This window comes from Streptomyces sp. NBC_01408 (assembly GCF_026340255.1).
Lineage (GTDB): Bacteria > Actinomycetota > Actinomycetes > Streptomycetales > Streptomycetaceae > Streptomyces.
Map to the genome: position 1 here is coordinate 814,185 of NZ_JAPEPJ010000001.1, position 22,952 is coordinate 837,136.

Annotated in this window: 35 protein-coding genes; 1 reads left to right on the forward strand and 34 read right to left on the reverse strand. The window is 66.9% G+C overall.

What is annotated here, in order from left to right:
• Positions 1-58: 58 nt before the first annotated feature.
• A complete protein-coding gene (locus OG447_RS03695) occupies positions 59-1,030 on the forward strand; it encodes a DUF389 domain-containing protein (RefSeq protein ID WP_266934861.1) in 972 nt (323 codons plus the stop codon).
• 11 nt (positions 1,031-1,041) lie between these two features.
• Here the strand turns inward: OG447_RS03695 and glmM are convergent, their stop codons facing one another.
• From glmM to rplD, 34 genes are all read right to left on the reverse strand, one after another.
• Positions 1,042-2,400: a phosphoglucosamine mutase gene (gene glmM, locus OG447_RS03700; RefSeq protein WP_266934862.1), complete on the reverse strand. Its 1,359-nt coding sequence runs from the start codon at positions 2,398-2,400 to the stop codon at positions 1,042-1,044.
• A gap of 145 nt (positions 2,401-2,545) precedes the next feature.
• On the reverse strand, positions 2,546-3,067 hold the full coding sequence (gene rpsI, locus OG447_RS03705; protein WP_266934863.1) for a 30S ribosomal protein S9: 522 nt from the start codon (positions 3,065-3,067) through the stop codon (positions 2,546-2,548).
• A gap of 42 nt (positions 3,068-3,109) precedes the next feature.
• Complete coding sequence (rplM, locus tag OG447_RS03710) at positions 3,110-3,553, reverse strand: 50S ribosomal protein L13 (RefSeq protein ID WP_266934864.1); 444 nt, start codon at positions 3,551-3,553, stop codon at positions 3,110-3,112.
• Positions 3,554-3,784: 231 nt separating this feature from the next.
• Positions 3,785-5,047: a glycosyltransferase family 87 protein gene (locus tag OG447_RS03715; protein ID WP_266934865.1), complete on the reverse strand. Its 1,263-nt coding sequence runs from the start codon at positions 5,045-5,047 to the stop codon at positions 3,785-3,787.
• A gap of 67 nt (positions 5,048-5,114) precedes the next feature.
• Positions 5,115-6,743, reverse strand: coding sequence for an ABC-F family ATP-binding cassette domain-containing protein (locus tag OG447_RS03720; protein ID WP_266934866.1), 1,629 nt, complete (start codon positions 6,741-6,743; stop codon positions 5,115-5,117).
• 45 nt (positions 6,744-6,788) lie between these two features.
• Positions 6,789-7,640 (reverse strand): tRNA pseudouridine(38-40) synthase TruA, encoded by an 852-nt coding sequence (gene truA / locus OG447_RS03725; protein WP_266934867.1) that lies wholly within the window; start codon positions 7,638-7,640, stop codon positions 6,789-6,791.
• A gap of 100 nt (positions 7,641-7,740) precedes the next feature.
• The gene (gene rplQ / locus OG447_RS03730) at positions 7,741-8,202 is read right to left on the reverse strand and encodes a 50S ribosomal protein L17 (protein ID WP_030008477.1); all 462 of its coding nucleotides are present in this window, start codon (positions 8,200-8,202) and stop codon (positions 7,741-7,743) included.
• Positions 8,203-8,337: 135 nt separating this feature from the next.
• Positions 8,338-9,360: a DNA-directed RNA polymerase subunit alpha gene (locus OG447_RS03735; RefSeq protein WP_008739666.1), complete on the reverse strand. Its 1,023-nt coding sequence runs from the start codon at positions 9,358-9,360 to the stop codon at positions 8,338-8,340.
• A 139-nt stretch (positions 9,361-9,499) separates the two neighbouring features.
• Positions 9,500-9,904, reverse strand: a complete 405-nt coding sequence (gene rpsK / locus OG447_RS03740; RefSeq protein WP_003956432.1) for a 30S ribosomal protein S11 — start codon at positions 9,902-9,904, stop codon at positions 9,500-9,502.
• Positions 9,905-9,958: 54 nt separating this feature from the next.
• Complete coding sequence (gene rpsM, locus OG447_RS03745; protein ID WP_150518306.1) at positions 9,959-10,339, reverse strand: 30S ribosomal protein S13; 381 nt, start codon at positions 10,337-10,339, stop codon at positions 9,959-9,961.
• A gap of 200 nt (positions 10,340-10,539) precedes the next feature.
• Complete coding sequence (gene rpmJ / locus OG447_RS03750; RefSeq protein ID WP_003956441.1) at positions 10,540-10,653, reverse strand: 50S ribosomal protein L36; 114 nt, start codon at positions 10,651-10,653, stop codon at positions 10,540-10,542.
• Positions 10,654-10,727: 74 nt separating this feature from the next.
• Positions 10,728-10,949, reverse strand: a complete 222-nt coding sequence (infA, locus tag OG447_RS03755) for a translation initiation factor IF-1 (RefSeq protein WP_003956442.1) — start codon at positions 10,947-10,949, stop codon at positions 10,728-10,730.
• Positions 10,950-11,087: 138 nt separating this feature from the next.
• On the reverse strand, positions 11,088-11,924 hold the full coding sequence (map, locus tag OG447_RS03760; RefSeq protein ID WP_266934868.1) for a type I methionyl aminopeptidase: 837 nt from the start codon (positions 11,922-11,924) through the stop codon (positions 11,088-11,090).
• Between the two features lie 169 nt (positions 11,925-12,093).
• Positions 12,094-12,741, reverse strand: a complete 648-nt coding sequence (locus OG447_RS03765; protein ID WP_266934869.1) for an adenylate kinase — start codon at positions 12,739-12,741, stop codon at positions 12,094-12,096.
• Positions 12,741-14,057, reverse strand: a complete 1,317-nt coding sequence (gene secY / locus OG447_RS03770; protein WP_266934870.1) for a preprotein translocase subunit SecY — start codon at positions 14,055-14,057, stop codon at positions 12,741-12,743. Before secY ends, OG447_RS03765 begins: the two co-directional genes overlap by 1 nt.
• A gap of 187 nt (positions 14,058-14,244) precedes the next feature.
• Positions 14,245-14,700, reverse strand: coding sequence for a 50S ribosomal protein L15 (gene rplO, locus OG447_RS03775; RefSeq protein ID WP_030008473.1), 456 nt, complete (start codon positions 14,698-14,700; stop codon positions 14,245-14,247).
• A gap of 1 nt (position 14,701) precedes the next feature.
• Positions 14,702-14,884: a 50S ribosomal protein L30 gene (gene rpmD / locus OG447_RS03780; protein ID WP_053682614.1), complete on the reverse strand. Its 183-nt coding sequence runs from the start codon at positions 14,882-14,884 to the stop codon at positions 14,702-14,704.
• Positions 14,884-15,489: a 30S ribosomal protein S5 gene (rpsE, locus tag OG447_RS03785; RefSeq protein WP_214946843.1), complete on the reverse strand. Its 606-nt coding sequence runs from the start codon at positions 15,487-15,489 to the stop codon at positions 14,884-14,886. Before rpsE ends, rpmD begins: the two co-directional genes overlap by 1 nt.
• A gap of 45 nt (positions 15,490-15,534) precedes the next feature.
• Positions 15,535-15,918, reverse strand: a complete 384-nt coding sequence (rplR, locus tag OG447_RS03790) for a 50S ribosomal protein L18 (RefSeq protein WP_189970613.1) — start codon at positions 15,916-15,918, stop codon at positions 15,535-15,537.
• Between the two features lie 2 nt (positions 15,919-15,920).
• Positions 15,921-16,460, reverse strand: a complete 540-nt coding sequence (gene rplF / locus OG447_RS03795; protein WP_266934871.1) for a 50S ribosomal protein L6 — start codon at positions 16,458-16,460, stop codon at positions 15,921-15,923.
• A gap of 20 nt (positions 16,461-16,480) precedes the next feature.
• Positions 16,481-16,879 (reverse strand): 30S ribosomal protein S8, encoded by a 399-nt coding sequence (rpsH, locus tag OG447_RS03800; RefSeq protein WP_007265911.1) that lies wholly within the window; start codon positions 16,877-16,879, stop codon positions 16,481-16,483.
• A 223-nt stretch (positions 16,880-17,102) separates the two neighbouring features.
• Positions 17,103-17,288 carry a type Z 30S ribosomal protein S14 gene (locus OG447_RS03805; RefSeq protein ID WP_003956452.1) on the reverse strand — a complete coding sequence of 62 codons (186 nt, stop codon included), beginning with the start codon at positions 17,286-17,288 and terminating at the stop codon, positions 17,103-17,105.
• A gap of 5 nt (positions 17,289-17,293) precedes the next feature.
• On the reverse strand, positions 17,294-17,845 hold the full coding sequence (gene rplE, locus OG447_RS03810; protein WP_266934872.1) for a 50S ribosomal protein L5: 552 nt from the start codon (positions 17,843-17,845) through the stop codon (positions 17,294-17,296).
• Positions 17,845-18,168 (reverse strand): 50S ribosomal protein L24, encoded by a 324-nt coding sequence (gene rplX, locus OG447_RS03815; RefSeq protein ID WP_214946845.1) that lies wholly within the window; start codon positions 18,166-18,168, stop codon positions 17,845-17,847. Before rplX ends, rplE begins: the two co-directional genes overlap by 1 nt.
• A 2-nt stretch (positions 18,169-18,170) precedes the next feature.
• Positions 18,171-18,539 (reverse strand): 50S ribosomal protein L14, encoded by a 369-nt coding sequence (gene rplN, locus OG447_RS03820; RefSeq protein WP_008739701.1) that lies wholly within the window; start codon positions 18,537-18,539, stop codon positions 18,171-18,173.
• A 106-nt stretch (positions 18,540-18,645) separates the two neighbouring features.
• Positions 18,646-18,927, reverse strand: coding sequence for a 30S ribosomal protein S17 (gene rpsQ / locus OG447_RS03825; RefSeq protein WP_030008467.1), 282 nt, complete (start codon positions 18,925-18,927; stop codon positions 18,646-18,648).
• A complete protein-coding gene (gene rpmC, locus OG447_RS03830) occupies positions 18,927-19,151 on the reverse strand; it encodes a 50S ribosomal protein L29 (protein ID WP_008739703.1) in 225 nt (74 codons plus the stop codon). Before rpmC ends, rpsQ begins: the two co-directional genes overlap by 1 nt.
• Positions 19,151-19,570: a 50S ribosomal protein L16 gene (rplP, locus tag OG447_RS03835; RefSeq protein WP_112447745.1), complete on the reverse strand. Its 420-nt coding sequence runs from the start codon at positions 19,568-19,570 to the stop codon at positions 19,151-19,153. Before rplP ends, rpmC begins: the two co-directional genes overlap by 1 nt.
• Positions 19,571-19,575: 5 nt before the next feature.
• A complete protein-coding gene (rpsC, locus tag OG447_RS03840) occupies positions 19,576-20,418 on the reverse strand; it encodes a 30S ribosomal protein S3 (protein WP_008739710.1) in 843 nt (280 codons plus the stop codon).
• Complete coding sequence (gene rplV, locus OG447_RS03845; protein WP_266938741.1) at positions 20,418-20,765, reverse strand: 50S ribosomal protein L22; 348 nt, start codon at positions 20,763-20,765, stop codon at positions 20,418-20,420. The genes rpsC and rplV overlap by 1 nt, the downstream gene beginning before the upstream one ends.
• A 43-nt stretch (positions 20,766-20,808) precedes the next feature.
• On the reverse strand, positions 20,809-21,090 hold the full coding sequence (gene rpsS, locus OG447_RS03850) for a 30S ribosomal protein S19 (protein ID WP_008739713.1): 282 nt from the start codon (positions 21,088-21,090) through the stop codon (positions 20,809-20,811).
• 12 nt (positions 21,091-21,102) lie between these two features.
• A complete protein-coding gene (gene rplB, locus OG447_RS03855; protein WP_069921522.1) occupies positions 21,103-21,939 on the reverse strand; it encodes a 50S ribosomal protein L2 in 837 nt (278 codons plus the stop codon).
• A gap of 39 nt (positions 21,940-21,978) precedes the next feature.
• The gene (rplW, locus tag OG447_RS03860; protein WP_266934873.1) at positions 21,979-22,302 is read right to left on the reverse strand and encodes a 50S ribosomal protein L23; all 324 of its coding nucleotides are present in this window, start codon (positions 22,300-22,302) and stop codon (positions 21,979-21,981) included.
• On the reverse strand, positions 22,302-22,952 hold the full coding sequence (rplD, locus tag OG447_RS03865) for a 50S ribosomal protein L4 (RefSeq protein WP_030008466.1): 651 nt from the start codon (positions 22,950-22,952) through the stop codon (positions 22,302-22,304). Before rplD ends, rplW begins: the two co-directional genes overlap by 1 nt.

Genomic DNA, 22,952 nt, shown 5'->3' on the forward strand with positions numbered 1-22,952 from the left:
CGCCCCGGGCTTCCCGACCCTGACCCACCGGACACCCCCTAGTGGTTATGGTGCGGGAATGCTGCATCTGCGGATGATCACCCCGCACCACCTCACCGAGCGGGTGGTGGCACTGATCGACCAGACGGTCGGCACCACCCATCTGGTCGTCCTCACGGGCGCCGCCCGCGACCCCGAGGGCGATCTCGTGCTGTGCGACGTAGCCCGCGAGGCGGCCGACGAGCTGCTGCAGGAGATGCGCAACCTCGGCATCGACAAGACCGGGTCGATCGCCGTCGAGAACATCGACCTGTCGATCTCCCGGCGCGCCGACGACGCGGAGGAGGAGGCACCGGGCGAGGCCGCCGACGCGGTGATCTGGGAACAGCTCGCCGAGTCGACGCACGAGGAATCCACCCTCACGATCACCTACAGCGCCTTCATGATCCTGGCGACGATGATCGCGGCCTGCGGTGTCGTGCTCGACAACGCCGTACTGATCGTGGGCGCGATGGCGGTCGGCCCCGAGTTCGGCCCGCTCGCCGGCGTCTGCACCGGTCTGGTGCAGCGCAGGCCCAGGCTCGCCGGGCGTTCGTTCTACGCGCTGGTGGTCGGTTTTACGGCGGCGATGGTGGCGACGACGGTCTTCAGTCTGGTGATGGACGCGCTCGGCCTCTTCCACGACCACCTGCTCGAAAACCCCCGGCCGAACACCAGCTTCATCTGGCAGCCCGACCCGTTCTCCTTCGTCGTGGCGCTGCTCGCCGGCGTGGCCGGCATGCTCTCGCTGACCTCGGCCAAAGCCGGTGCCCTCGTCGGCGTGGCGATCTCCGTCACCACGGTCCCGGCGGCCGCCAACGCCGCCGTGGCGCTCAGCTACGGCGATGTCGGCCAGATGTGGGGCTCGGGCATCCAGCTGGCCCTCAACCTGGGCGGCATCATCCTCTCGGGCACGCTCACCCTCATCGCCTGGAAACTGCTGTGGCGCACCCAGCAGAACCGGATGATCCGGAAGCCGGGTGCGCCAAGCAGGCCTGGCGGGGCCATTTAGCAGGTGTCGGGCTAGCCCAGCGCCGACTTGACCACGTCCGCGAGCCGCCCGGCGACCGCGCGGGCCTGCTCGATGTCGGCGGCCTCGACCATCACCCGGACGAGGGGCTCGGTACCGGACGGACGGAGCAGCACCCGTCCGGTGGTGCCCAGCTCGCGCTCGGCGTCGGCGACGGCCGCTGCCAGTTCGCCGGAGGTCGTGACCCGGGACTTGTCCACGTCGGGGACGTTGACCAGCACCTGCGGCAGTCGCTTCATGACGGCGGTGAGCTCCGCGAGGGAGGTGCCGGTGGCCGCGACCCGCGCCGCGAGCAGCAGGCCGGTCAGCGTGCCGTCGCCGGTCGTCGCGTGGTCGAGGATGATCACGTGGCCGGACTGCTCGCCGCCCAGCGCGTAGCCGTGCTCCTTCATCGACTCCAGCACGTAGCGGTCGCCGACGCCGGTCTGCACGACCTGGATGCCCTCGCCCTCCATGGCCAGCTTGAAGCCCAGGTTGGACATCACGGTGCCGACCACGGTGTTCTCGCGCAGCTGCCCGGCCTCGCGCATGGCGAGCGCCAGGACCGCGAGGATCTGGTCGCCGTCGATCTCGGCGCCCGTGCCGTCCACGGCCAGGCAGCGGTCCGCGTCCCCGTCGTGCGCGATGCCGAGGTCGGCGCCGTGCTCGACCACGGCCGCCTTGAGGAGGCCGAGGTGGGTGGAGCCGCAGCCGTCGTTGATGTTGAGGCCGTCCGGCTCGGCGCCGATCGTGACGATCTCCGCGCCGGCCCGGGTGAAGGCCTCCGGCGAGACGTACGCGGCCGCGCCGTGCGCCTCGTCCAGGACGATCTTCAGGCCGTCGAGGCGGTTGGGCAGGACACCGATGAGGTGGGAGACGTACTTCTCGAAGCCCTCGGTGTAGTCGGAGACGCGGCCGACGCCCGATCCGGTGGGCCGGTCCCAGGGAGCGCCGGTGCGGTGCTCCTCGTAGACCGACTCGATCCGGTCCTCCAGCTCGTCGGCGAGCTTGTGGCCGCCGCGCGCGAAGAACTTGATGCCGTTGTCCGGCATGGCGTTGTGGCTGGCGGAGAGCATCACGCCGAGGTCGGCGCCCAGCGCACCGGTGAGATACGCCACCGCCGGGGTGGGCAGCACACCGACGCGCAGGACGTCCACGCCCGCGCTGGCGAGGCCCGCGACGACCGCGGCCTCGAGGAACTCGCCTGAGGCCCGGGGGTCGCGGCCCACCACGGCGGTCGCCCGGTGTCCCGCGAAGGTGCCCGCCTCGGCCAGTACATGGGCTGCCGCGACGGAGAGACCGAGCGCGAGCTCAGCCGTCAGATCCGCGTTGGCGACGCCGCGTACACCATCCGTCCCGAAGAGTCGTCCCACTGTTGTCCTCCCGAGTTTCCGCTTGGCTTGTGACAGCTTGTAACCGCTTGTGACAGGTATTTGCCGCTTGTGGCGGTAAACGAACCGCCCCGGCAGCACGGAGAGTGCTGCCGGGGCGGTTTCGTTGCAGAACAGCAGGCGCAGATTAACGCTTGCTGTACTGCGGAGCCTTACGGGCCTTCTTGAGACCGGCCTTCTTGCGCTCGACCGCACGGTCGTCGCGGGAGAGGAAGCCGGCCTTCTTCAGCGCCGGGCGGTTGTTCTCGACGTCCGCCTCGTTCAGCGCACGGGCCACACCGAGGCGCAGGGCGCCGGCCTGGCCGGAGACGCCGCCACCCGAGATGCGGGCGATGATGTCGTAGCGGTTGTCCAGCTCAAGGAGCTTGAACGGCTCGTTGACTTCCTGCTGGTGCACCTTGTTGGGGAAGTAGTCCTCAAGGGTGCGACCGTTGATCTTCCACTTGCCGGTGCCCGGAACGATCCGGACGCGGGCGATGGCGTTCTTGCGACGGCCCAGGCCGGCGGCCGGCTGGGGGTCGCCGAAGCGGCCGGCAAGGGACTCGGAGGTGTAGTCGCCCTCGACGACAACCTCGGACTCGCTGGTGTACTCCTCGACGTTGCCCTCGAACTCGTCGACGGGGGTCGTCTCGGCGGTGGTCTCGGCCACGATGCTCCTCAGAATTTTCTACGTCTTAGGGGGTGGCCGGAACTACTGCGCGACCTGGGTGATCTCGAACGGCACCGGCTGCTGGGCAGCGTGGGGGTGCTGGTCGCCCGAGTAGACCTTCAGCTTCGAGAGCATCTGACGGCCCAGGGTGTTCTTGGGGAGCATGCCCTTGATGGCCTTCTCGACGGCCTTCTCCGGGTTGTTCGCCAGGAGGTCGTCGTAGCGCACGGAGCGGAGACCGCCCGGGTAGCCGGAGTGGCGGTAGGCCATCTTCTGGGTCGCCTTGTTGCCGGACAGGTGAACCTTGTCGGCGTTGACGATGATGACGAAGTCGCCCATGTCCATGTGGGGGGCGTAGGTCGGCTTGTGCTTGCCCCGCAGGAGGGCAGCGACCTGGGTCGCCAGACGGCCGAGGACAACGTCCTGGGCGTCGATGACGAGCCACTGGCGCGAGATGTCGCCGGGCTTGGGGCTGAACGTACGCACGCGTATGCCTTCGCTTCTTCAGTGGTGGTATCCCAAGGGCGCAAGCCCAGCGGGAAGGTCCTGACAGGGTCACCACGGACGATCACGACAGCCCTCGTCCACATCGGGGACGCAACCCGTGTGAACCGCTGGTCATCGGTCCGGTGGACCGGCGCAAGGCCCTTTCACGTGAGAATGAGAAAGCCAATACGCATAACAAACCAGCAGGATACCCAAGCAGACCCTTACGGGTCAAAACGCGGTCCGCGATGCCGATGGTGCTGGCGTCGCGGCGCACTCCGGTTCGGTCCTGAGTGGGGACCCCGCAGTTGTTACGGGCTCCAGAGTAACCCGCCCGGAGCGCAGCGCACGACGCGCCAGCAGAATCGCGAGCCCGCACAGCGTGAAGCAGTCCTTGAACGCCCGCCGCTTGGCCTCCAGCTCCGAAGGCCACGGAATGCCCGCCACCTGGGGCCCCAGGGCCGCCCAGAACCAGGGGGAACGGGGCATCGAGCCCGGCCGCACCGCGGAGGCCAGCAGCATCGGAACCACCACCAGCAGGTAGTGGTCGAAGGAGGGCCGCGACACCAGGAATGCGGCGAGCATCACCATCGACGCCGTCTCCACCAGCCGCAGCTGCCCCCCGTCGAGGTCGTCGGCCCGGCCGGTGCGCCGCCACCGCGCCCAGGCCGCCCACAGCCCGGCCACAGCGCCCGCGAACGCCACCAACACGGCCACCGCCGCCGGCACCCCCAGCCGCGGCAGCACCGCGATCGGCGACGCGTCCCACGGCAGCGCGTACGCGTCCTGCCCCTGGAGCAGGAAGGGCAGGGTCTTGGTGAAGAACAGCGACGGGCTCGGCATCATCAGCGCACCCGCCAGCGACATCCCCAGCGGCACCAGCACCGCCACCGCCAGCCCCCGCCACTGCCGGGCGAACAGGAAGAGCACCCCGATCGGCACCAGCATCGGCTTGCAGGCGATCGCCAGCCCGATCACCAGCCCGGCCGCCCCCCACGACCTGCGGTGGGCGAGCAGCAGCGCCACCGGCAGGGCCGCCGCCGAGATGGCCGTCCAGTTGCCGATCAGCACGAGGTTCACGTACGGCTTGTAGGCGATCGCGAACAGCGCGAAACCGCCGACCGCGAAGCGCGAGCGCAGCGGCACCGAGAACAGCCTCAGCGCCGCCCACCAGCCCGTGGCCAGCAGCCCGGTCATCCCGAGCGGCAGCACCCAGCGCAGCACCGTCTGCGGCAGCAGCGCCTCCGGCACCGCCATGATCACGGCACTGGGGAGGTAGAGGAACCGCTTGTCCTCGTACGGGGACCCGCCCGCCAGCAGGGTCTCGGCCGCCTTCACCACGAAGGCGTTGTCCGAGCCCCAGTTCGCGCGCAGGCTCGTGGAGACGCAGATGCCGAGGAGGACCGCGAGGGAGAGCGCCCGCCACGACCGGGATGCGGGCCGCAGCAGCCAGTCGGTCAGCTGGTTGCCCGTGTCCGGGCCGTCCCACTTCATGAGCCAGATGCTAGGCCGCAGGCCCACAACGCCTCTCCCTCGCCTCTGCCGAGGGGGTTGTCTCCCCCTAGCGCTTCCGGTCGACCCTACGTTCGTCCCACACGGGCTCCTGAGTCTCCCGCACAACACCGTCCGAACCGAAGACCAGGTAACGGTCAAATGTGCGCGCGAACCAGCGGTCGTGGGTGACGCACAGCACCGTGCCCTCGTACGCCTCCAGACCGTCCTGGAGCGCCTCCGCCGACTCCAGGTCCAGGTTGTCCGTCGGCTCGTCCAGCAGCAGCGCCGTGGTTCCGGCCAGCTCCAGCAGCAGGATCTGGAAACGGGCCTGCTGGCCGCCGGAGAGCTTCTCGAAGGGCTGGTCGCCCTGGCGCTCCAGCTCGTACCGGCGCAGGGCGCCCATCGCCTGGCCCAGGGGCTTCGCCGCCTCCGTCCACAGGATGTCGACGAGCGTGCGGCCGAACAGCTCCGGATGGGCGTGGGTCTGCGCGAAATGGCCGGGAACCACCCGTGCGCCCAGCTTCCAGGTGCCCGTGTGCTTGACCTCCTCGCCGGCCATCAGCCGCAGGAAGTGCGACTTGCCGGAGCCGTTCGAGCCGAGCACCGCGACCCGCTCCCCGTAGAACACCTCCAGCGAGAAGGGCTTCATCAGCCCGCTGAGCTCCAGGTTCTCCACGGTGAGCGCGCGCACGCCCGTGCGCCCGCCCTTGAGCCGCATCTTGATGTCCTGCTCGCGTGGCGGCTCCGGCGGCGGGCCGGCCTCCTCGAACTTCTGGAAACGGGTCTGCATCGCCCGGTAGCGCGAGGCCATGTCGGGGCTGGACGCGGCCTGGTTGCGCAGCCGCAGCACCAGGGCCTTCAGCCGGGCGTGCTCCTCGTCCCAGCGCCGCTTCAGCTCCTCGAAGCGTGCGAAACGCTCCTTGCGGGCGTCGTGGTACGTGTCGAAGCCGGCGCCGTGGACCCATACGTCCGTGCCCATGGGGCTCGGCTCCAGGCTGATGATCTTCTCGGCGGCCTGGGTGAGCAGCTCCCGGTCGTGGCTGATGAAGAGCACCGTCTTGCGGGTGGCCCGCAGCTGCTCCTCCAGCCACCGCTTGCCCGGCACGTCGAGGTAGTTGTCCGGCTCGTCGAGGAGCAGCACCTCGTCCGGGCCACGCAGCAGCGCCTCCAGCACGAGCCGCTTCTGCTCACCGCCCGACAGCGTGCGCACCTCACGGAACTGTGCGCTGTCGTACGGGATGGCCAGCGCGGCCATGGTGCAGACGTCCCAGAGGGTCTCCGCCTCGTAGCCCTGGACGTCCGCCCAGTCGCTCAGCGCCTGCGCGTACGCCATCTGCGCGGCCTCGTCGTCGACGGTGAGGATCAGCTGTTCGGCGCGGTCCACGGCCTTCGCGGCCTCCCGGATCCGCGGCTGGGACACCGAGACCAGCAGGTCCCGTACGGTCGTCTCGTCCCGTACGGAGCCCACGAACTGCGACATCACGCCAAGGCCGCCGCTGAGGGTGACCCCGCCGCCGTGCGGCTGGAGCTCACCGGAGATCAGCTTCAGCAGGGTGGTCTTGCCGGCCCCGTTCGCCCCCACCAGGGCGACCACCGAACCCTCCCCCACCCGGAAGGAGACGTCGGGGAGCAGGACCCGCCCGTCGGGAAGGTAGTACTCCAGGTGGCTGGCTTCGAGATGTCCCATGCGGGGCATTGTCCAGGTCCGGCCGCGATCCGCCCAAACGGATTAGGCAGCGGGTCAGCAGCAGCCGGCCCCGGGGAGCGTCCGCAGGTTGCGGGCTTCCTTGCTGCGGGCGGCCAGCAGCTCGTCGGCCGGGTAGCCGACCTCCTCCAGGGTCAGCCCGTGCGGCTTGACCACGTGCACCGAGGAGTCCCGTACGGCCGCCGCGAGCACCTTGCCGGGCCAGTCGGTGGGCCGGTGTCCGTCCCCGACGTGCAGCAGCGCGCCGACCAGCGAGCGGACCATGTTGTGGCAGAAGGCGTCGGCCCGCACGGTCGCCGTGATGATCCCGTCCTCGGCGCGCTCCCAGCTGAGCTGCTGGAGCGTACGGATGGTCGTGGCGCCCTCGCGCTTCTTGCAGTAGGCGGCGAAGTCGTGCTCGCCGAGCAGCGGGGCGGAGGCCTCGTTCATGGCGTCCACGTCGAGCGGCCACTGGTGCCACAGCACGTGGCCGCGGCGCAGCGGGTCGACCCCGCCCTGGTGGTCGCCCACGCGGTACGCGTAGCGGCGCCAGATGGCCGAGAAGCGCGCGTTGAAGCCCTGGGGGGCCTCGGCCACCTTCCACACCCGTACGTCGTGCGGCAGCCGGCCGGCGAGACGGCGCAGCAGCTTGTCGTGGTGCTCGGCCCACACCTCCTCGGCCAGGTCGAACTGCGCGACCTGCCCGCGGGCGTGCACACCGGCGTCGGTCCGCCCGGCGACGGTCAGCTCGACCGGCTCGGACAGCCGCATCACGGTCCGCAGGGCCGACTCCAGCTCGCCCTGCACGGTCCGCAGCACGCGCTGCTTCGCCCAGCCGGAGAAGTCCTTGCCGTCGTAGCTCAGGTCCAGCCGCACCCGGACGTGCCCGGGCTCCACCTCGTCACTCACGTGACAAATCCTCTCAGAGATACGCGAACGCAGAACGGGCCCGCCCCGGTAAGGGGGCGGGCCCGTTCAGAGCCGATCAAGCGGGCTCGATCCCGAAGGATCAGGCCTCCTTGGTCTCCTCGGCGGGGGTCTCGACAGCCTCCGCCTCCTTGACCGCGCGCTTGGTGGCGGCCTCGGCCTCACCAGTGGCCTGCTGGGCGACCGTAAGGGCCTCGACCAGCTCGATCACGGCCATCGGGGCGTTGTCGCCACGACGGTTGCCGATCTTGGTGATGCGCGTGTAACCACCGGGGCGGTTCTCGTAGCGCGGGGCGATCTCGGTGAACAGCGTGTGCACGATGCTCTTGTCCGTGATCGTCTGCAGCACCAGGCGACGGTTGTGGATGTCGCCCTTCTTGGCCTTGGTCACCAGACGCTCGGCGTAGGGACGCAGGCGACGGGCCTTGGCCTCGGTGGTGGTGATGCGGCCGTGCTCGAAGAGCGACTTCGCGAGGTTCGCGAGGAGGTGCTTCTCGTGCGCGGCGCTGCCGCCCAGACGGGCACCCTTTGCGGGACGCGGCATGGTCTTACTCCTTCATATCTGCACCGGCCGTGTCAGGTACCGGTGTCAGTTCCCCCGAGGCGGATGCCGCGGGAAAGCAATCAAGCCCGGCCGGCGGTCGAGGCCAAAGGCCTCAGCCGCCGGCGACGGGAAGAATCAGTACTGCTCGGTCTCGACGAAACCCGCATCGGCGTCGTCGTCCGCGCCGAACGCGTCGGCGGCGGCGGTCGGGTCGAATCCGGGCGGGCTGTCCTTGAGGGCCAGGCCCATGCCGGCAAGCTTCGCCTTGACCTCGTCGATCGACTTCGCACCGAAGTTGCGGATGTCGAGCAGGTCGGCCTCGGAGCGGGCGACGAGCTCACCCACGGAGTGGATGCCCTCGCGCTTGAGGCAGTTGTACGAGCGGACCGTGAGCTCGAGCTCCTCGATCGGCAGCGCCAGGTCGGCGGCCAGGGCCGCGTCCGTCGGCGAGGGGCCCATGTCGATGCCCTCGGCGTCGATGTTGAGCTCGCGGGCCAGACCGAACAGCTCGACCAGGGTCTTACCGGCGGACGCCATGGCGTCGCGCGGGCGCATGGCCTGCTTGGTCTCGACGTCGACGATCAGCTTGTCGAAGTCGGTGCGCTGCTCGACTCGGGTCGCCTCGACCTTGTAGGTGACCTTGAGGACCGGGCTGTAGATGGAGTCGATCGGGATGCGGCCGATCTCCTGGCCCAGCTGCTTGTTCTGGACGGCGGAGACGTAGCCGCGACCGCGCTCGACGGTCAGCTCCATCTCCAGCTTGCCCTTGCCGTTGAGCGTGGCGAGGACCAGGTCCGGGTTGTGCACCTCGACACCGGCCGGGGGCGCGATGTCAGCAGCGGTGACCAGGCCGGGACCCTGCTTGCGCAGGTACATCACGACCGGCTCGTCGTGCTCCGAGGAGACGACCAGCTGCTTGATGTTGAGGATGATGTCGGTGACGTCTTCCTTGACGCCCGGCACGGTGGTGAACTCGTGCAGGACGCCGTCCACGCGGATGCTGGTGACAGCGGCACCCGGGATGGAGGACAGGAGCGTGCGGCGCAGGGAGTTGCCGAGGGTGTAACCGAAGCCCGGCTCGAGCGGCTCGATCACGAACCGCGAGCGGTACTCGTCGACGACCTCTTCGGTCAGCGAAGGACGCTGAGCGATAAGCATGTCTGTGTTCCTTCTTTCGTGGACGCCCACTATTTGACGTCCGACGGTCACTGCATACAGCAAGGGTACGGGCGGTACGTCCCCCCGAAGGGGTTCGTACCGCCCGGACACTCAAAGACGCACAGGTGCGTCCGCTGCGTCAGACGCGGCGGCGCTTCGGCGGGCGGCAGCCGTTGTGCGGGGTGGGGGTGACGTCCTGGATGGAGCCGACCTCGAGGCCAGTGGCCTGGAGGGAGCGGATCGCGGTCTCGCGGCCGGAGCCCGGACCCTTGACGAAGACGTCAACCTTGCGCATGCCGTGCTCCTGCGCGCGGCGGGCGGCCGACTCGGCGGCCATCTGCGCGGCGAAGGGGGTGGACTTGCGCGAGCCCTTGAAGCCGACGTGGCCGGCGGAGGCCCAGGAGATCACGTTGCCCGAGGGGTCCGTGATCGAAACGATGGTGTTGTTGAACGTGCTCTTGATGTGGGCGTGCCCGTGAGCGACGTTCTTCTTTTCCTTGCGGCGCACCTTCTTGGCAGCGCCCTGACGACCCTTGGGGGGCATCTAAATCTCCTACGGGAGGTGGTCGGTCCTACAGCGCAAGACCGCTGAACAGGACTACTTCTTGCCCGGCTTCTTCTTACCGGCGATCGCGCGACGCGGACCCTTGCGGGTACGGGCGTTCGTGCTGGTGCGCTGACCGTGCACCGGGAGGCCGCGACGGTGGCGGATACCCTGGTAGCACTGGATCTCGACCTTGCGGCGGATGTCGGCCTGGATCTCGCGGCGGAGGTCACCCTCGGTGCGGAGGTTGGCGTCCACGTACTCGCGGATCTTGACGAGGTCCTCTTCGGCCAGGTCACGAACGCGGGTGTTCGGGTTCACACCGGTGGCCGCAAGGATTTCCTTGGACCGGGTGCGACCGACACCGAAGACGTAGGTAAGTGCGATCTCCACACGCTTTTCGCGCGGGATGTCAACACCGGAAACGCGTGCCATTCAATGGCTCCTGTGTGTTCGGGGGTCTTCCGCAGAACCGACCCCGACCGCCGACCACTCCGAAATGGGTGATGGTACGCCCGGGTCCCCGGCCCCCGCCGGAGGTACCGCCGGCCCTGATACGGGCTGGGCGGGTTCTGCGTATGTACGTTTTCTTACGTCGCGCGAAGAACTGCGGAAGGCAGGTCGGTCGGCGTGCGTCAGCCCTGGCGCTGCTTGTGGCGCAGGTTGTCGCAGATGACCATGACCCGGCCGTGACGGCGGATCACCTTGCACTTGTCGCAGATCTTCTTGACGCTCGGCTTGACCTTCATGTTGGTGAGGTTCTCCGGGTCAGTGCCACCACCCGCGCAGGGACAAGACGCCCAAGCGGGAGTGAGGACAAGATCTACTTGTATCGGTAGACGATCCGGCCACGCGTCAGGTCGTACGGAGACAGCTCCACGACGACCCGGTCATCCGGGAGGATGCGGATGTAGTGCATGCGCATCTTGCCGCTGATGTGCGCGAGGACCTTGTGACCGTTCTGCAGTTCCACCTTGAACATCGCGTTCGGGAGGGACTCGATCACGGTGCCCTCGATTTCGATGGCACCTTGCTTCTTGGCCACGCTTCGCCCTTCGAATCGGCTACCTTGATCGGCCCCGTGCGCCATGCAGGCATGGGAGTGCACGAGAGCCGACGAGTCAGTCTACGTCAGGGCACCCAGAAAGACGAATCCGGAAAGTTTGCCCCAGAGTCTAGATCATTAACCGAGGGGGTCCGGAGCTGTGGTCACTCCGTACTCCGCCAGCTTCGCCTTGCCGCAGTCCGGGCTGGTCAGGACGATGGGTCCGGCCTCCGTCAGTGCGATGGAGTGCTCCCAGTGCGAGGACCAGGTCCCGTCGGTCGTGATGACCGTCCAGTCGTCCGCCAGTACCTCCGTCTGGGCGGTGCCCAGGGAGACCATGGGCTCGATCGCCAGGCAGACGCCCGGGACCAGCTTGATCCCCTTGCCCCGCTTGCGCGAGACGTAGTTCAGCAGGTGCGGGTCCATGTGCATCTCGGACCCGATGCCGTGGCCGCCGTAGTCCTCGATGATCCCGTACTTGCCGGTGGCGGGACGCGGCTGGCGGCGGATGTACTGCTCGATCGCCTTGGAGATGTCCACGAGGCGGTTGCCGAGCTTCATGGCGGCGATGCCGGCCCACATGGACTCCTCGGTCACCCGGGAGAGCTCCAGGAGCTCAGGGGCGTGCCCAGAGCCCACGAAGGCGGTGTACGCGGCGTCGCCGTGCCAGCCGTCCACGATCGCGCCCGCGTCGATCGAGATCACGTCGCCGTCCTTGAGGACCGTCTTCTCGTCCGGGATGCCGTGGACGACGACCTCGTTCACCGAGGTGCAGATGGTCGCGGGGAAGCCGCCGTAACCGAGGAAGTTCGACTTGGCCCCGGCGTCCGCGATCACCTTGCGGGCCACCATGTCCAGATCCCGCGTCGTGGCACCCGGCACGGCCGCCTCACGGGTGGCCGCGTGGATCGCGGCGACGACCAGCCCTGCCTCGCGCATCTTCGCGATCTGCTCGGGGGTCTTGATCTGGACCATGAGGAACAGCCTTCCGTTTCTTGCGGCTGAACCGCCGCCGCTCTCGCGGACGTGGTCGCTGTCCGCTGTGGTTGCTCAATTATCGGCTGATGTCGTGCCGGGGCGCGTCATACAGACGGCCGCGGTGCCCCGAGGGGACACCGCGGCCGTACGTGCACAAAGGGGGTGACTACTTCTTGAGGGCGTCCATCGCGCGCTTCGTGATCTCCGCGACCTCGCCGAGGGCGGGGATCGTCGACACGAGGCCCTGGGCCTTGTAGTAGTCGATGATCGGCTCGGTCTCCGCGTGGTAGACCGACAGCCGGTTACGGACCGTGTCCTCGGAGTCGTCTCCGCGCTGGTACAGCTCGCCGCCGCAGTGGTCACAGACGCCTTCGGTCTTCGGCGTCGCGTACGTGACGTGGAAGACGTGCGCGGAGTTCTTGCGACAGGTCCGGCGGCCCGCGATGCGCTTGACGACCTCGTCCTCCTCGACCTCCAGGTCGAGGACGGCGTCCAGGCTCAGGCCGGCGTCCTTGAGGATCTCGTCGAGCGCCTCGGCCTGCGAGAGGTTGCGCGGGAAGCCGTCGAGCAGGAAGCCGTGCGCGGCATCGGGCTGCTCCATCCGGTCCTTGGCCATGCCGATGGTGACCGAGTCCGGCACGAGCTCACCGGCGTCCATGTACGACTTCGCGCTCTTGCCGAGCTCGGTGCCCTGACTGATGTTGGCCCGGAACAGGTCGCCCGTGGAGATGTGCGGGATCGACAGGTTCTTGGCAAGGAACGCGGCCTGCGTTCCCTTGCCCGCACCGGGCGGTCCGACGAGGACGATACGCATCAGCGGAGGAACCCTTCGTAATTACGCTGCTGGAGCTGGCTCTCGATCTGCTTCACGGTTTCCAGACCCACACCCACGATGATCAGGATGCTCGTCCCGCCGAACGGGAAGTTCTGGTTCGCCCCGAAGCCTGCCAACGCCATCGTCGGCACAAGAGCGATGAGACCCAGGTACAGCGACCCCGGCCAGGTGATCCGGTTGAGTACGTAGCTCAGGTACTCGGCGGTAGGTCGACCGGCGCGGATACCCGGGATGAACCCACCATACTTCTTCATGTTGTCTGCAACTTCCTCGGGGTTGAAGGAAATCGCCACGTAGAAGAACGCGAAGAAGACGATCAGGAGGAAGTACACCGCGATGTAGTAAGGGTGGTCGCCCTTGACGAAGTGCTTGTTGATCCAGGTGGCCCAGCCCGCGGTGGAACCGCTGAACTGTACGACCAGTGCCGGGATGTAGAGCAGCGACGAGGCGAAGATGACGGGGATGATGCCCGCCTGGTTCACCTTGAGCGGGATATAGGTCGAGGTACCACCGTAGGCACGACGGCCGATCATGCGCTTCGCGTACTGGACCGGGATCCGGCGCTGCGCCTGCTCGACGAAGACCACCAGGCCGACCATCGCGAGGCCGACGAGCATCACGACGCCGAACTCGACCCAGCCGTCGGCGATCTTGCCCTGGACCTTGATGGCCCACAGGGCGCTGATGAAGCCGGCGGCGATCGAGATGAACATCAGGATCGACATGCCGTTGCCGATGCCACGGTCGGTGATGAGCTCACCGAGCCACATGACGACACAGGTACCGGCGGTCATGGTGAGGACCATGACGACGGTGGTGAAGATCGACCGGTTCGGGACGATCTGGCTGGCGACCTGGCAACCCTGGAACAGGGCGCCAGTGCGGGCGGTGGCGACGAGGCCGGTGCCCTGCAGGATCGCGAGTGCGACCGTCAGATAGCGCGTGTACTGGGTGATCTTCGCCGTGCCGGACTGACCCTCTTTTTTGAGGGTCTCCAGCTTCGGGATGACCACGGTCAGCAGCTGCAGGATGATGCTCGCCGTGATGTACGGCATGATGCCGAGCGCGAAGATCGTGATCTGCAGCAGCGCACCGCCGCTGAACATGTTGACGAGACCGAAGAGGCTGTTGCTGCCGCTCCCCATCTGGTCAACACAGATCTGAACGTTCTTGTAGCTCACGCCGGGTACCGGGATGTGGGACCCGAGCCGGAACAGCACGATGATGCCGAGCGTGAAGAGCAGCTTCTTGCGCAGGTCGGGCGTCTTGAACGCCCGGGCGAACGCGGTGAGCACGGTGCCTCCTGCGACCCCCGCGCTACTGCGTCAGAGGTGACGGTCTGAGGGATCGACGTATACGACAAAGCAAAGGTGCACGCCACCTTACCGGCGAGTGTGCCTTCCGTGGAACGACCAACCGGGGATGCCCCATATGTGAGGCATCCCCGGTCGGGTTTCGAGCTATTTAGCCACTGAATTCGTCTTAGACGAGCTCGGTGACAGTGCCGCCGGCAGCGGCAATCTTCTCCTTGGCGGAGGCGGAGACGGCGTCAACCGAAACCTGCAGCGCCACGGAGATCTCGCCCTGGCCCAGGACCTTGACGAGGCTGTTCTTGCGAACCGCGCCCTTGGCGACCAGGTCGGCCACCGTGACCTCTCCACCCTCGGGGTAGAGAGCGCCGAGCTTGTCCAGGTTCACGACCTGGAACTCGGTGCGGAACGGGTTCTTGAAGCCCTTGAGCTTCGGCAGACGCATGTGGAGGGGCATCTGCCCACCCTCGAAGCGCTGCGGGATCTGGTAACGGGCCTTCTGGCCCTTCGTACCACGACCAGCCGTCTTACCCTTCGACGCCTCACCACGACCGACACGGGTCTTCGCGGTCTTGGCGCCGGGGGCGGGACGGAGGTTGTGGGCCTTCAGCGGGCTGTTCTCAGCCATGTTAGTCAACCTCCTCAACCGTCACGAGGTGGCGGACGGTCTGCACCATTCCGCGGAACTCGGGGCGGTCCTCCTTGACGACGACGTCGTTCAGGCGCTTGAGCCCGAGCGAACGCAGCGTGTCGCGGTGGTTCTGCTTGCTACCGATGTACGACTTCGTCTGCGTGATCTTGAGACGGGCCATTACGCACCCGCTCCCGCAGCACGTGCACGAAGGAGCGCGGCAGGGGCGACGTCCTCGAGGGGCAGACCACGGCGAGCCGCGATCTCCTCGGGACGCTGCAGACCCTTGAGCGCAGCCACGGTCGCGTGCACGATGTTGATCGCGTTCGACGAACCGAGCGACTTCGACAGGATGTCGTGAACGCCGGCGCACTCCAGAACGGCGCGCACCGGGCCACCGGCGATAACACCGGTACCGGGGGAAGCCGGCTTCAGCAGCACGACGCCCGCGGCACGCTCGCCCGTGATCGGGTGAGGAATGGTGCCCTGGATGCGGGGAACCTTGAAGAAGCTCTTCTTGGCTTCCTCGACGCCCTTGGCGATGGCCGCGGGAACTTCCTTGGCCTTGCCGTAACCGACACCTACAGTGCCGTCACCGTCGCCCACCACGACCAGCGCGGTGAAGCTGAAGCGGCGACCACCCTTGACAACCTTGGCGACGCGGTTGATCGCGACAACGCGCTCAACGTAAGCGGTCTTCTCGGCGGCAGGGCCACCGTCGCGACCCTTCCGGTCCCGCCGCTCGCCGCCACCGGCACCGCTTCCGCGGCGCTGGGGTCCAGCCATTGGATTACCTCTCTCTGTTACGTCCGTGAGTCCCGGAACCGGGGCTTAGAACTTCAGCCCGGCTTCGCGGGCGGCGTCAGCCAGAGCGGCAATGCGCCCGGCGTATCGGTTGCCACCGCGGTCGAACACGACGGTCTCGACACCCGCGGCCTTGGCACGCTCGGCGACGAGCGCGCCGACAGCCTGGGCGTGGGCGCTCTTGTCGCCTTCCACACCGCGGATCGAAGCGTCCAGGGTCGACGCGGACGCCAGGGTGTGACCCTGGAGGTCGTCGATGACCTGAGCAACGATGTTGCGGTTGGAACGCGTCACGACGAGGCGCGGACGCTCCGCCGTACCCGAGACGTTCTTGCGGATGCGGATGTGGCGGCGTGCCTTGGCAGCGCGCTTGTACGCGTCGCCCTTGGCGATCTTCACACCGTATGCCATGGCTACTTACCAGCCTTTCCGACCTTGCGGCGGATGACTTCGCCGGCGTACTTGACACCCTTGGCCTTGTACGGGTCGGGCTTCCGCAGCTTGCGGATGTTGGCGGCGACCTCGCCGACCTTCTGCTTGTCGATGCCCTCGACCGAGAACTTGGTGGGCGACTCGACCTTGAAGGAGATGCCCTCGGGCGCCTCGATCAGGATCGGGTGGCTGTAACCAAGCTGGAACTCCAGGCTGGAGCCCTTCGCGGCGACGCGGTAACCGACACCGCTGATCTCGAGAGCCTTGACGTATCCCGTGGTCACGCCGGTGATCATGTTCGCCACCAGCGTGCGGGACAGGCCGTGCAGGGCCTTGTTCTGACGCTCGTCGTTGGGGCGGATGACGTTCAGAACGCCGTCCTCACCCTTGACGATCTCGATCGGCGCCTTGACGGTCAGCGCGAGGGAACCCTTGGGGCCCTTCACAGCGACCGCCTGGCCGTCGATGGTGACGTCCACACCGGCGGGAACCTGGATGGGGAGCTTGCCGATTCGCGACATTGCTTTTCCTCCGTTCCCGACTACCAGACGTAGGCGAGGACTTCCCCACCTACGCCCTTCTTGCCTGCCTGCTGGCCGGTGAGGAGACCGTGGGACGTGGAGATGATCGCCACGCCCAGGCCGCCGAGCACCTTCGGCAGGTTGGTGGACTTCGCGTACACGCGCAGACCGGGCTTCGAGATCCGCTTGATGCCCGCAATGGAGCGCTCGCGGTTCGGCCCGAACTTCAGCTCGAGGACGAGGTTCTTGCCGACCTCGGCGTCCTCGACCTTCCAGCCGGTGATGAAACCCTCCTGCTTGAGGATCTCTGCGATGTGCGACTTGATCTTGCTGTGCGGCATCACGACGGTGTCGTGGTACGCCGAGTTAGCGTTACGCAGACGCGTGAGCATGTCTGCGATCGGGTCAGTCATGGTCATGAAGTGGCCTTCGGCCTCTCTCGCCGGGGTTTCCTGTATGCGCCATCCCTCTCCCCACTCAGTGGCGGGACGGGTGCGGTGCGGGGACCTACGGCGTAGTAAGTCGTTATGGGCGGCAGACGCCCAACCACACAAGCCTAAGGCATGCGGGGCTGGGCACCCACCGTCCAGATGCTTACCGAGAGTGCCTGGTACCGCCCAAGTCCTTACGGACGAGGGGGAATTACCAGGAGCTCTTGGTCACGCCCGGCAGCTCGCCACGGTGAGCCATCTCACGAAGGCACACGCGGCACAGGCCGAACTTGCGGTACACGGAGTGGGGGCGACCGCAGCGCTGGCAGCGGGTGTACGCACGCACACCGAACTTGGGCTTGCGGGCAGCCTTCGCGATGAGAGCCTTCTTCGCCATCTCGCTTACGCCTCCTTGAAGGGGAAGCCGAGGTGACGAAGGAGGGCACGGCCCTCGTCGTCGTTGGTCGCCGTGGTGACCACGGTGATGTCCATACCCCGGGTACGGTCGATCTTGTCCTGGTCGATCTCGTGGAACATGACCTGCTCCGTGAGACCGAAGGTGTAGTTGCCACGGCCGTCGAACTGCTTCGGCGACAGACCACGGAAGTCACGGATACGCGGCAGCGCGAGCGACAGCGTACGGTCCAGGAACTCCCACATGCGGTCACCACGGAGGGTGACGTGGCAGCCGATCGGCTGACCCTCGCGCAGCTTGAACTGCGCGATGGACTTCCGGGCCTTCGTGACGGCCGGCTTCTGACCGGTGATCGTCGTCAGGTCCTTGATGGCGCCGTCGATCAGCTTGGAGTCGCGGGCGGCGTCGCCCACACCCATGTTGACCACGATCTTCACGAGACCGGGGATCTGCATGACGTTCTCGTAGGAGAACTCCTCACGCAGCTTGCCCGAGATGTCCTCGCGGTACTTCGTCTTGAGACGCGGAGTGGTAGCCATCAGATGTCCTCACCCGTCCGCTTGGCAACGCGGATCTTGTTGCCCTCGTCGTCGAAGCGGAAACCGACGCGGGTAACGACCTTCTGGCCGTCCTTCTCCACAACCAGCTGAACGTTGCTGACGTGGATCGGCGCCTCGACGATGACGATGCCGCCGGTCTGCGAACCACCAGCGGTCTGGCCGGCCTTGGTGTGCTTCTTGACCCGGTTGACACCCTCGACCAGGACGCGGTTCTCAGTAGGGATGGCCATGATGACCTTGCCCTGCTTGCCCTTGTCCTTACCGGTGATGACCTGAACCAGGTCGCCCTTCTTGATCTTCATGCTTACAGCACCTCCGGCGCGAGCGAGATGATCTTCATGAACTTCTTCTCGCGCAGCTCACGGCCCACCGGGCCGAAGATACGGGTGCCGCGAGGGTCGCCGTCGTTCTTCAGAATGACGGCGGCGTTCTCGTCAAAGCGGATGTACGAGCCGTCCTGGCGGCGACGCTCCTTGACGGTGCGAACGATGACCGCCTTGACGACGTCACCCTTCTTCACGTTGCCACCGGGGATCGCGTCCTTGACGGTGGCGACGATGACGTCACCGATGCCCGCGTAGCGGCGACCGGAACCACCGAGAACACGGATGCAAAGGATTTCCTTCGCACCAGTGTTGTCGGCGATACGCAGTCGCGACTCCTGCTGGATCACGTGTATCTCCTGTTTGTCTGCCGGTTCCCGGCGGGGGCCTCACTCCGAAGAGCTACCGCCCCCACCGAGCCTGGCGGAACGAACCTAAGGGAAACCCCTCAGGTGCTTACTTGGCCTTCTCGAGGATCTCGACGATGCGCCAGCGCTTGCTCGCCGACAGCGGACGCGTCTCCATGATGAGGACGCGGTCGCCGACGCCGGCAGCGTTCTGCTCGTCGTGCGCCTTGAGCTTGTTCGTACGGCGGATGACCTTGCCGTACAGGGCGTGCTTCACGCGGTCCTCGACGGCGACGACGACGGTCTTGTCCATCTTGTCGCTGACGACCAGACCCTCACGGGTCTTGCGGAAACCGCGCTCGGTCTTCTCAGTCACGTTGTTCTCGCTCATCAGGCGCTCTCCACCGTCTCGATACCGAGCTCACGCTCGTGCATCAGGGTGTAGATGCGAGCGATGTCCTTACGGACGGACTTGAGCCGGCCGTTGTTCTCCAGCTGACCCGTGGCCGCCTGGAAGCGGAGCTTGAACAGCTCCTCCTTGGCCTCGCGCAGCTTGCCAACGAGCTCCTCGTTGCCGAGCTCACGCAGCTCGGACGCCTTGGTTCCCGTCGCCATCACGACTCACCTGCCTCGCGCCGAACAATCCGGCACTTCATCGGAAGCTTGTGAGCAGCGCGGGTGAGCGCCTCACGAGCAATCTTCTCGTTCGGGTAGGACAGCTCGAACATGACCCGGCCCGGGTGCACGTTCGCGATCCACCACTCGGGAGAACCCTTACCGGAACCCATGCGGGTCTCGGCAGGCTTCTTCGTCAGGGGACGGTCCGGGTAGATGTTGATCCAGACCTTGCCGCCACGCTTGATGTGGCGGGTCATCGCGATACGAGCCGCCTCGATCTGGCGGTTCGTCACGTACGCCGGGGTCAGCGCCTGGATGCCGTACTCGCCGAACGAGACCTCAGTACCGCCCTTGGCCATACCGCTGCGCTTCGGGTGGTGCTGCTTGCGGTGCTTGACCCTACGAGGGATCAGCATGTCGGTCAGGCCTCCGTTCCGGTGCTCTCGGCCGGAGCGGCGGCGGGGGCGTCGGCCTTGGGGGCCTCGGCACCAGCAGCCTGCTGCGGCTTGCGGCCACCACGGCCGCCGCGCTCGCCACCACGGCCACCACGGCCGGCGGGACGGTCGCCAGCGCCCTGAGCACCACGGGCCGGGCGGTTACCCGCACGGGCCGCAGCGTTCTCGGCGCGAACCTCGGCGATGTTCTTGACATCGCCCTTGTAGATCCAGACCTTCACACCGATACGGCCGAAGGTGGTCTTGGCCTCGAAGAAGCCGTAGTCCACGTTCGCGCGGAGGGTGTGCAGCGGCACACGGCCTTCGCGGTAGAACTCGGAGCGGGACATCTCGGCGCCGCCGAGACGGCCGCCACACTGGATCTTGATGCCCTTGGCGCCGGCCTTCATCGTGCCCTGCATGCTCTTACGCATGGCGCGACGGAAGGAGACGCGGGAGGAGAGCTGCTCGGCAACGGCCTGGGCAACCAGCTGAGCGTCGAGCTCGGGGTTCTTGACCTCGAGGATGTTCAGCTGGACCTGCTTGCCCGTGAGCTTCTCGAGGTCACCGCGGATGCGGTCGGCCTCGGCGCCACGGCGGCCGATGACGATGCCCGGACGAGCGGTGTGGATGTCCACCCGCACGCGGTCACGGGTGCGCTCGATCTCAACCTTCGAGATGCCGGCGCGCTCCATGCCGGACGTCATCATCCTGCGGATGGCGACGTCTTCCTTGACGTAGTCCTTGTACAGCTTGTCGGCGTACCAACGCGACTTGAAGTCGGTGGTGATGCCGAGCCGGAACCCGTGCGGGTTTACCTTCTGGCCCATTACCGGGAACCTTCCTTGCTGCTGACGACCACGGTGATGTGGCTGGTCCGCTTGCGGATCCGGTAGGCACGGCCCTGCGCACGCGGACGGAACCGCTTCAGGGTCGGGCCCTCGTCCACGAACGCCTCGCTGATGAACAGCGAAGTGGCGTCCGGGTGGTTGTAGTTGTGTGCGGCGTTGGCAATGGCGCTGTCAAGCACCTTGCCGACCGGCACGCTCGCGGCCTGCGGGGCGAAACGCAGGACCGCCTGAGCCTCCGTGGCATCCATGCCACGGATAAGGTCCACCACTCGGCGGGCCTTCATGGGCGTGACGCGGATGTACCGCGCCTGGGCCCTGGCTTCCATGGTTGTCCCTTCGGTGTAAGTCATAGTCGTAACCACCCCGCCTTTAGCGGCGCTTCGACTTCCGGTCGTCCTTGACGTGGCCGCGGAAGGTGCGAGTCGGCGAGAACTCGCCGAGCTTGTGGCCGACCATCGACTCGGTGACGAACACCGGGACGTGGGTCTTGCCGTTGTGCACCGCGATGGTGTGACCCAGCATGCTGGGGATGATCATCGAGCGACGGGACCAGGTCTTGATGACGTTCTTGGTGCCGGCTTCGTTCTGGACGTCCACCTTCTTTACGAGGTGGTCGTCGACGAAGGGCCCCTTCTTGAGACTGCGCGGCATCTAAACCCGCTCCTAGCGCTTCTTGTTCGTCTTGCGGCGGCGGACGATGTACTTGCTCGAAGCCTTCTTCGGCGAGCGAGTACGACCCTCCTTCTGACCCCACGGGGAGACCGGGTGGCGACCACCACTGGTCTTGCCCTCACCACCACCGTGCGGGTGGTCAACCGGGTTCATCGCGACACCGCGGACGGACGGGCGAACGCCCTTCCAGCGCATGCGGCCGGCCTTGCCCCAGTTGATGTTCGACTGCTCGGCGTTGCCGACCTCGCCGACCGTGGCGCGGCAGCGCGCGTCGACGAGACGGATCTCACCGGACGGCATACGAAGGTGGGCCATGGTGCCCTCCTTCGCCAGCAGCTGCACGGAGGCACCGGCCGAACGGGCGAACTTCGCGCCGCCACCGGGACGGAGCTCGATCGCGTGGATCGTGGTACCGACCGGGATGTTGCGGAGCGCCAGGTTGTTACCGGGCTTGATGTCGGCCGTGGGGCCGTTCTCAATCCGGTCGCCCTGCTTCAGGCTCTTCGGCGCGATGATGTAGCGCTTCTCGCCGTCGGCGTAGTGCAGGAGCGCGATGCGCGCCGTGCGGTTGGGGTCGTACTCGATGTGCGCGACCTTGGCCGGCACGCCGTCCTTGTCGTGACGACGGAAGTCGATCACTCGGTAGGCGCGCTTGTGTCCACCACCCTGGTGGCGAACGGTGATCCGGCCGGTGTTGTTACGGCCGCCCTTGCTGTGCAGAGGGCGAACCAGCGACTTCTCCGGCGTGGACCGCGTGATCTCGACAAAGTCGGCGACGCTGGAGCCACGACGGCCCGGGGTCGTCGGCTTGTACTTGCGGATACCCATTTCTCAGTCCTCGTCCGATTCCGGACGACTAGACCTCCGTTAGGAGGCCTGGCCGCCGAAGATGTCGATTCGGTCGCCCTCAGCGAGGGTCACGATGGCGCGCTTGGTGTCAGCGCGCTTGCCGAAACCGGTCTTGGTGCGCTTGCGCTTACCCTGACGGTTGATCGTGTTGACCCCGGTGACCTTGACCCCGAAGACCGCCTCGACGGCCTGCTTGATCTGAGTCTTGTTGGAGCCGGGCGCGACGATGAACGTGTACTTGTTCTCGTCCAGCAGCGCGTAGCTCTTCTCCGAGACAACCGGCTTGATCAGCAGGTCGCGCGGGTCATTGAAGGTCTTGCTGGTAACGGTCGCCTCAGACATCAGGCGTCGCTCCCTTCGGTCTCATCGGCCTTGGGGCCAGACACGAAGGACTCGAAAGCGGCCTGAGTGAAGACCACGTCGTCAGAGACGATCACGTCGTACGTGTTCAGCTGGCCCGGCTCCAGGATGTGAACCTGGGGCAGGTTGCGGGCGGACAGCCACGCGGCCTCGTCGGCACGCTCGACGACCAGGAGCAGGTTCTTGCGCTCCGAGATCTTGCCGAACAGCGTCTTGGCGGCCTTCGTGGAGGCGGCACCCTCGACCACGCCGGTGACGACGTGGATGCGGGAGTGGCGCGCGCGGTCCGAGAGGGCACCGCGGAGGGCGGCGGCCTTCATCTTCTTCGGGGTCCGCTGCGAGTAGTCACGCGGCTGCGGGCCGTGGACGACGCCACCGCCGACGAACTGCGGAGCGCGGGTCGAACCCTGACGGGCGCGGCCGGTGCCCTTCTGGCGGTACGGCTTGCGGCCACCACCACGGACTTCGCCGCGACGCTTGGTCTTGTGCGTGCCCTGACGGGCAGCTGCCAGCTGGGCGACAACGACCTGGTGGATCAGCGGAACGCTGGTCTTCGCGTCGAAGATCTCCGCGGGGAGCTCGACGGTACCGGCCTTGTCGCCTGCCGGCGAAAGGATGTCAATGGTGCTCAT

What these genes read in the sequence shown, in the direction of transcription:
- rplB (WP_069921522.1), bottom strand. Translation starts at nt 21,939, where the DNA reads ATGGGTATCCGCAAGTACAAGCCGACGACCCCGGGCCGTCGTGGCTCC.
- rplE (WP_266934872.1), bottom strand. Translation starts at nt 17,845, where the DNA reads ATGGCTACCACTCCGCGTCTCAAGACGAAGTACCGCGAGGACATCTCG.
- rpsK (WP_003956432.1), bottom strand. Translation starts at nt 9,904, where the DNA reads ATGCCCCCCAAGGGTCGTCAGGGCGCTGCCAAGAAGGTGCGCCGCAAG.
- rplO (WP_030008473.1), bottom strand. Translation starts at nt 14,700, where the DNA reads ATGGCTGAGAACAGCCCGCTGAAGGCCCACAACCTCCGTCCCGCCCCC.
- OG447_RS03715 (WP_266934865.1), bottom strand. Translation starts at nt 5,047, where the DNA reads ATGAAGTGGGACGGCCCGGACACGGGCAACCAGCTGACCGACTGGCTG.
- rpsE (WP_214946843.1), bottom strand. Translation starts at nt 15,489, where the DNA reads ATGGCTGGACCCCAGCGCCGCGGAAGCGGTGCCGGTGGCGGCGAGCGG.
- rplW (WP_266934873.1), bottom strand. Translation starts at nt 22,302, where the DNA reads ATGTCTGAGGCGACCGTTACCAGCAAGACCTTCAATGACCCGCGCGAC.
- OG447_RS03765 (WP_266934869.1), bottom strand. Translation starts at nt 12,741, where the DNA reads ATGCGTATCGTCCTCGTCGGACCGCCCGGTGCGGGCAAGGGAACGCAG.
- rpsH (WP_007265911.1), bottom strand. Translation starts at nt 16,879, where the DNA reads ATGACCATGACTGACCCGATCGCAGACATGCTCACGCGTCTGCGTAAC.
- rpmD (WP_053682614.1), bottom strand. Translation starts at nt 14,884, where the DNA reads ATGGCCCGTCTCAAGATCACGCAGACGAAGTCGTACATCGGTAGCAAG.
- rplP (WP_112447745.1), bottom strand. Translation starts at nt 19,570, where the DNA reads ATGCTGATCCCTCGTAGGGTCAAGCACCGCAAGCAGCACCACCCGAAG.
- rpmC (WP_008739703.1), bottom strand. Translation starts at nt 19,151, where the DNA reads ATGGCGACGGGAACCAAGGCGTCCGAGCTGCGTGAGCTCGGCAACGAG.
- rpsQ (WP_030008467.1), bottom strand. Translation starts at nt 18,927, where the DNA reads ATGAGCGAGAACAACGTGACTGAGAAGACCGAGCGCGGTTTCCGCAAG.
- rpsM (WP_150518306.1), bottom strand. Translation starts at nt 10,339, where the DNA reads ATGGCACGCGTTTCCGGTGTTGACATCCCGCGCGAAAAGCGTGTGGAG.
- map (WP_266934868.1), bottom strand. Translation starts at nt 11,924, where the DNA reads ATGGTCCAGATCAAGACCCCCGAGCAGATCGCGAAGATGCGCGAGGCA.
- OG447_RS03720 (WP_266934866.1), bottom strand. Translation starts at nt 6,743, where the DNA reads ATGCCCCGCATGGGACATCTCGAAGCCAGCCACCTGGAGTACTACCTT.
- rplX (WP_214946845.1), bottom strand. Translation starts at nt 18,168, where the DNA reads ATGAAGATCAAGAAGGGCGACCTGGTTCAGGTCATCACCGGTAAGGAC.
- OG447_RS03805 (WP_003956452.1), bottom strand. Translation starts at nt 17,288, where the DNA reads ATGGCGAAGAAGGCTCTCATCGCGAAGGCTGCCCGCAAGCCCAAGTTC.
- rplR (WP_189970613.1), bottom strand. Translation starts at nt 15,918, where the DNA reads ATGGCATACGGTGTGAAGATCGCCAAGGGCGACGCGTACAAGCGCGCT.
- rpsC (WP_008739710.1), bottom strand. Translation starts at nt 20,418, where the DNA reads ATGGGCCAGAAGGTAAACCCGCACGGGTTCCGGCTCGGCATCACCACC.
- OG447_RS03735 (WP_008739666.1), bottom strand. Translation starts at nt 9,360, where the DNA reads ATGCTTATCGCTCAGCGTCCTTCGCTGACCGAAGAGGTCGTCGACGAG.
- rplV (WP_266938741.1), bottom strand. Translation starts at nt 20,765, where the DNA reads ATGGAAGCCAGGGCCCAGGCGCGGTACATCCGCGTCACGCCCATGAAG.
- rpmJ (WP_003956441.1), bottom strand. Translation starts at nt 10,653, where the DNA reads ATGAAGGTCAAGCCGAGCGTCAAGAAGATCTGCGACAAGTGCAAGGTG.
- rplQ (WP_030008477.1), bottom strand. Translation starts at nt 8,202, where the DNA reads ATGCCGCGTCCCGCAAAGGGTGCCCGTCTGGGCGGCAGCGCCGCGCAC.
- rplD (WP_030008466.1), bottom strand. Translation starts at nt 22,952, where the DNA reads ATGAGCACCATTGACATCCTTTCGCCGGCAGGCGACAAGGCCGGTACC.
- OG447_RS03695 (WP_266934861.1), top strand. Translation starts at nt 59, where the DNA reads ATGCTGCATCTGCGGATGATCACCCCGCACCACCTCACCGAGCGGGTG.
- rpsS (WP_008739713.1), bottom strand. Translation starts at nt 21,090, where the DNA reads ATGCCGCGCAGTCTCAAGAAGGGGCCCTTCGTCGACGACCACCTCGTA.
- rplF (WP_266934871.1), bottom strand. Translation starts at nt 16,460, where the DNA reads ATGTCGCGAATCGGCAAGCTCCCCATCCAGGTTCCCGCCGGTGTGGAC.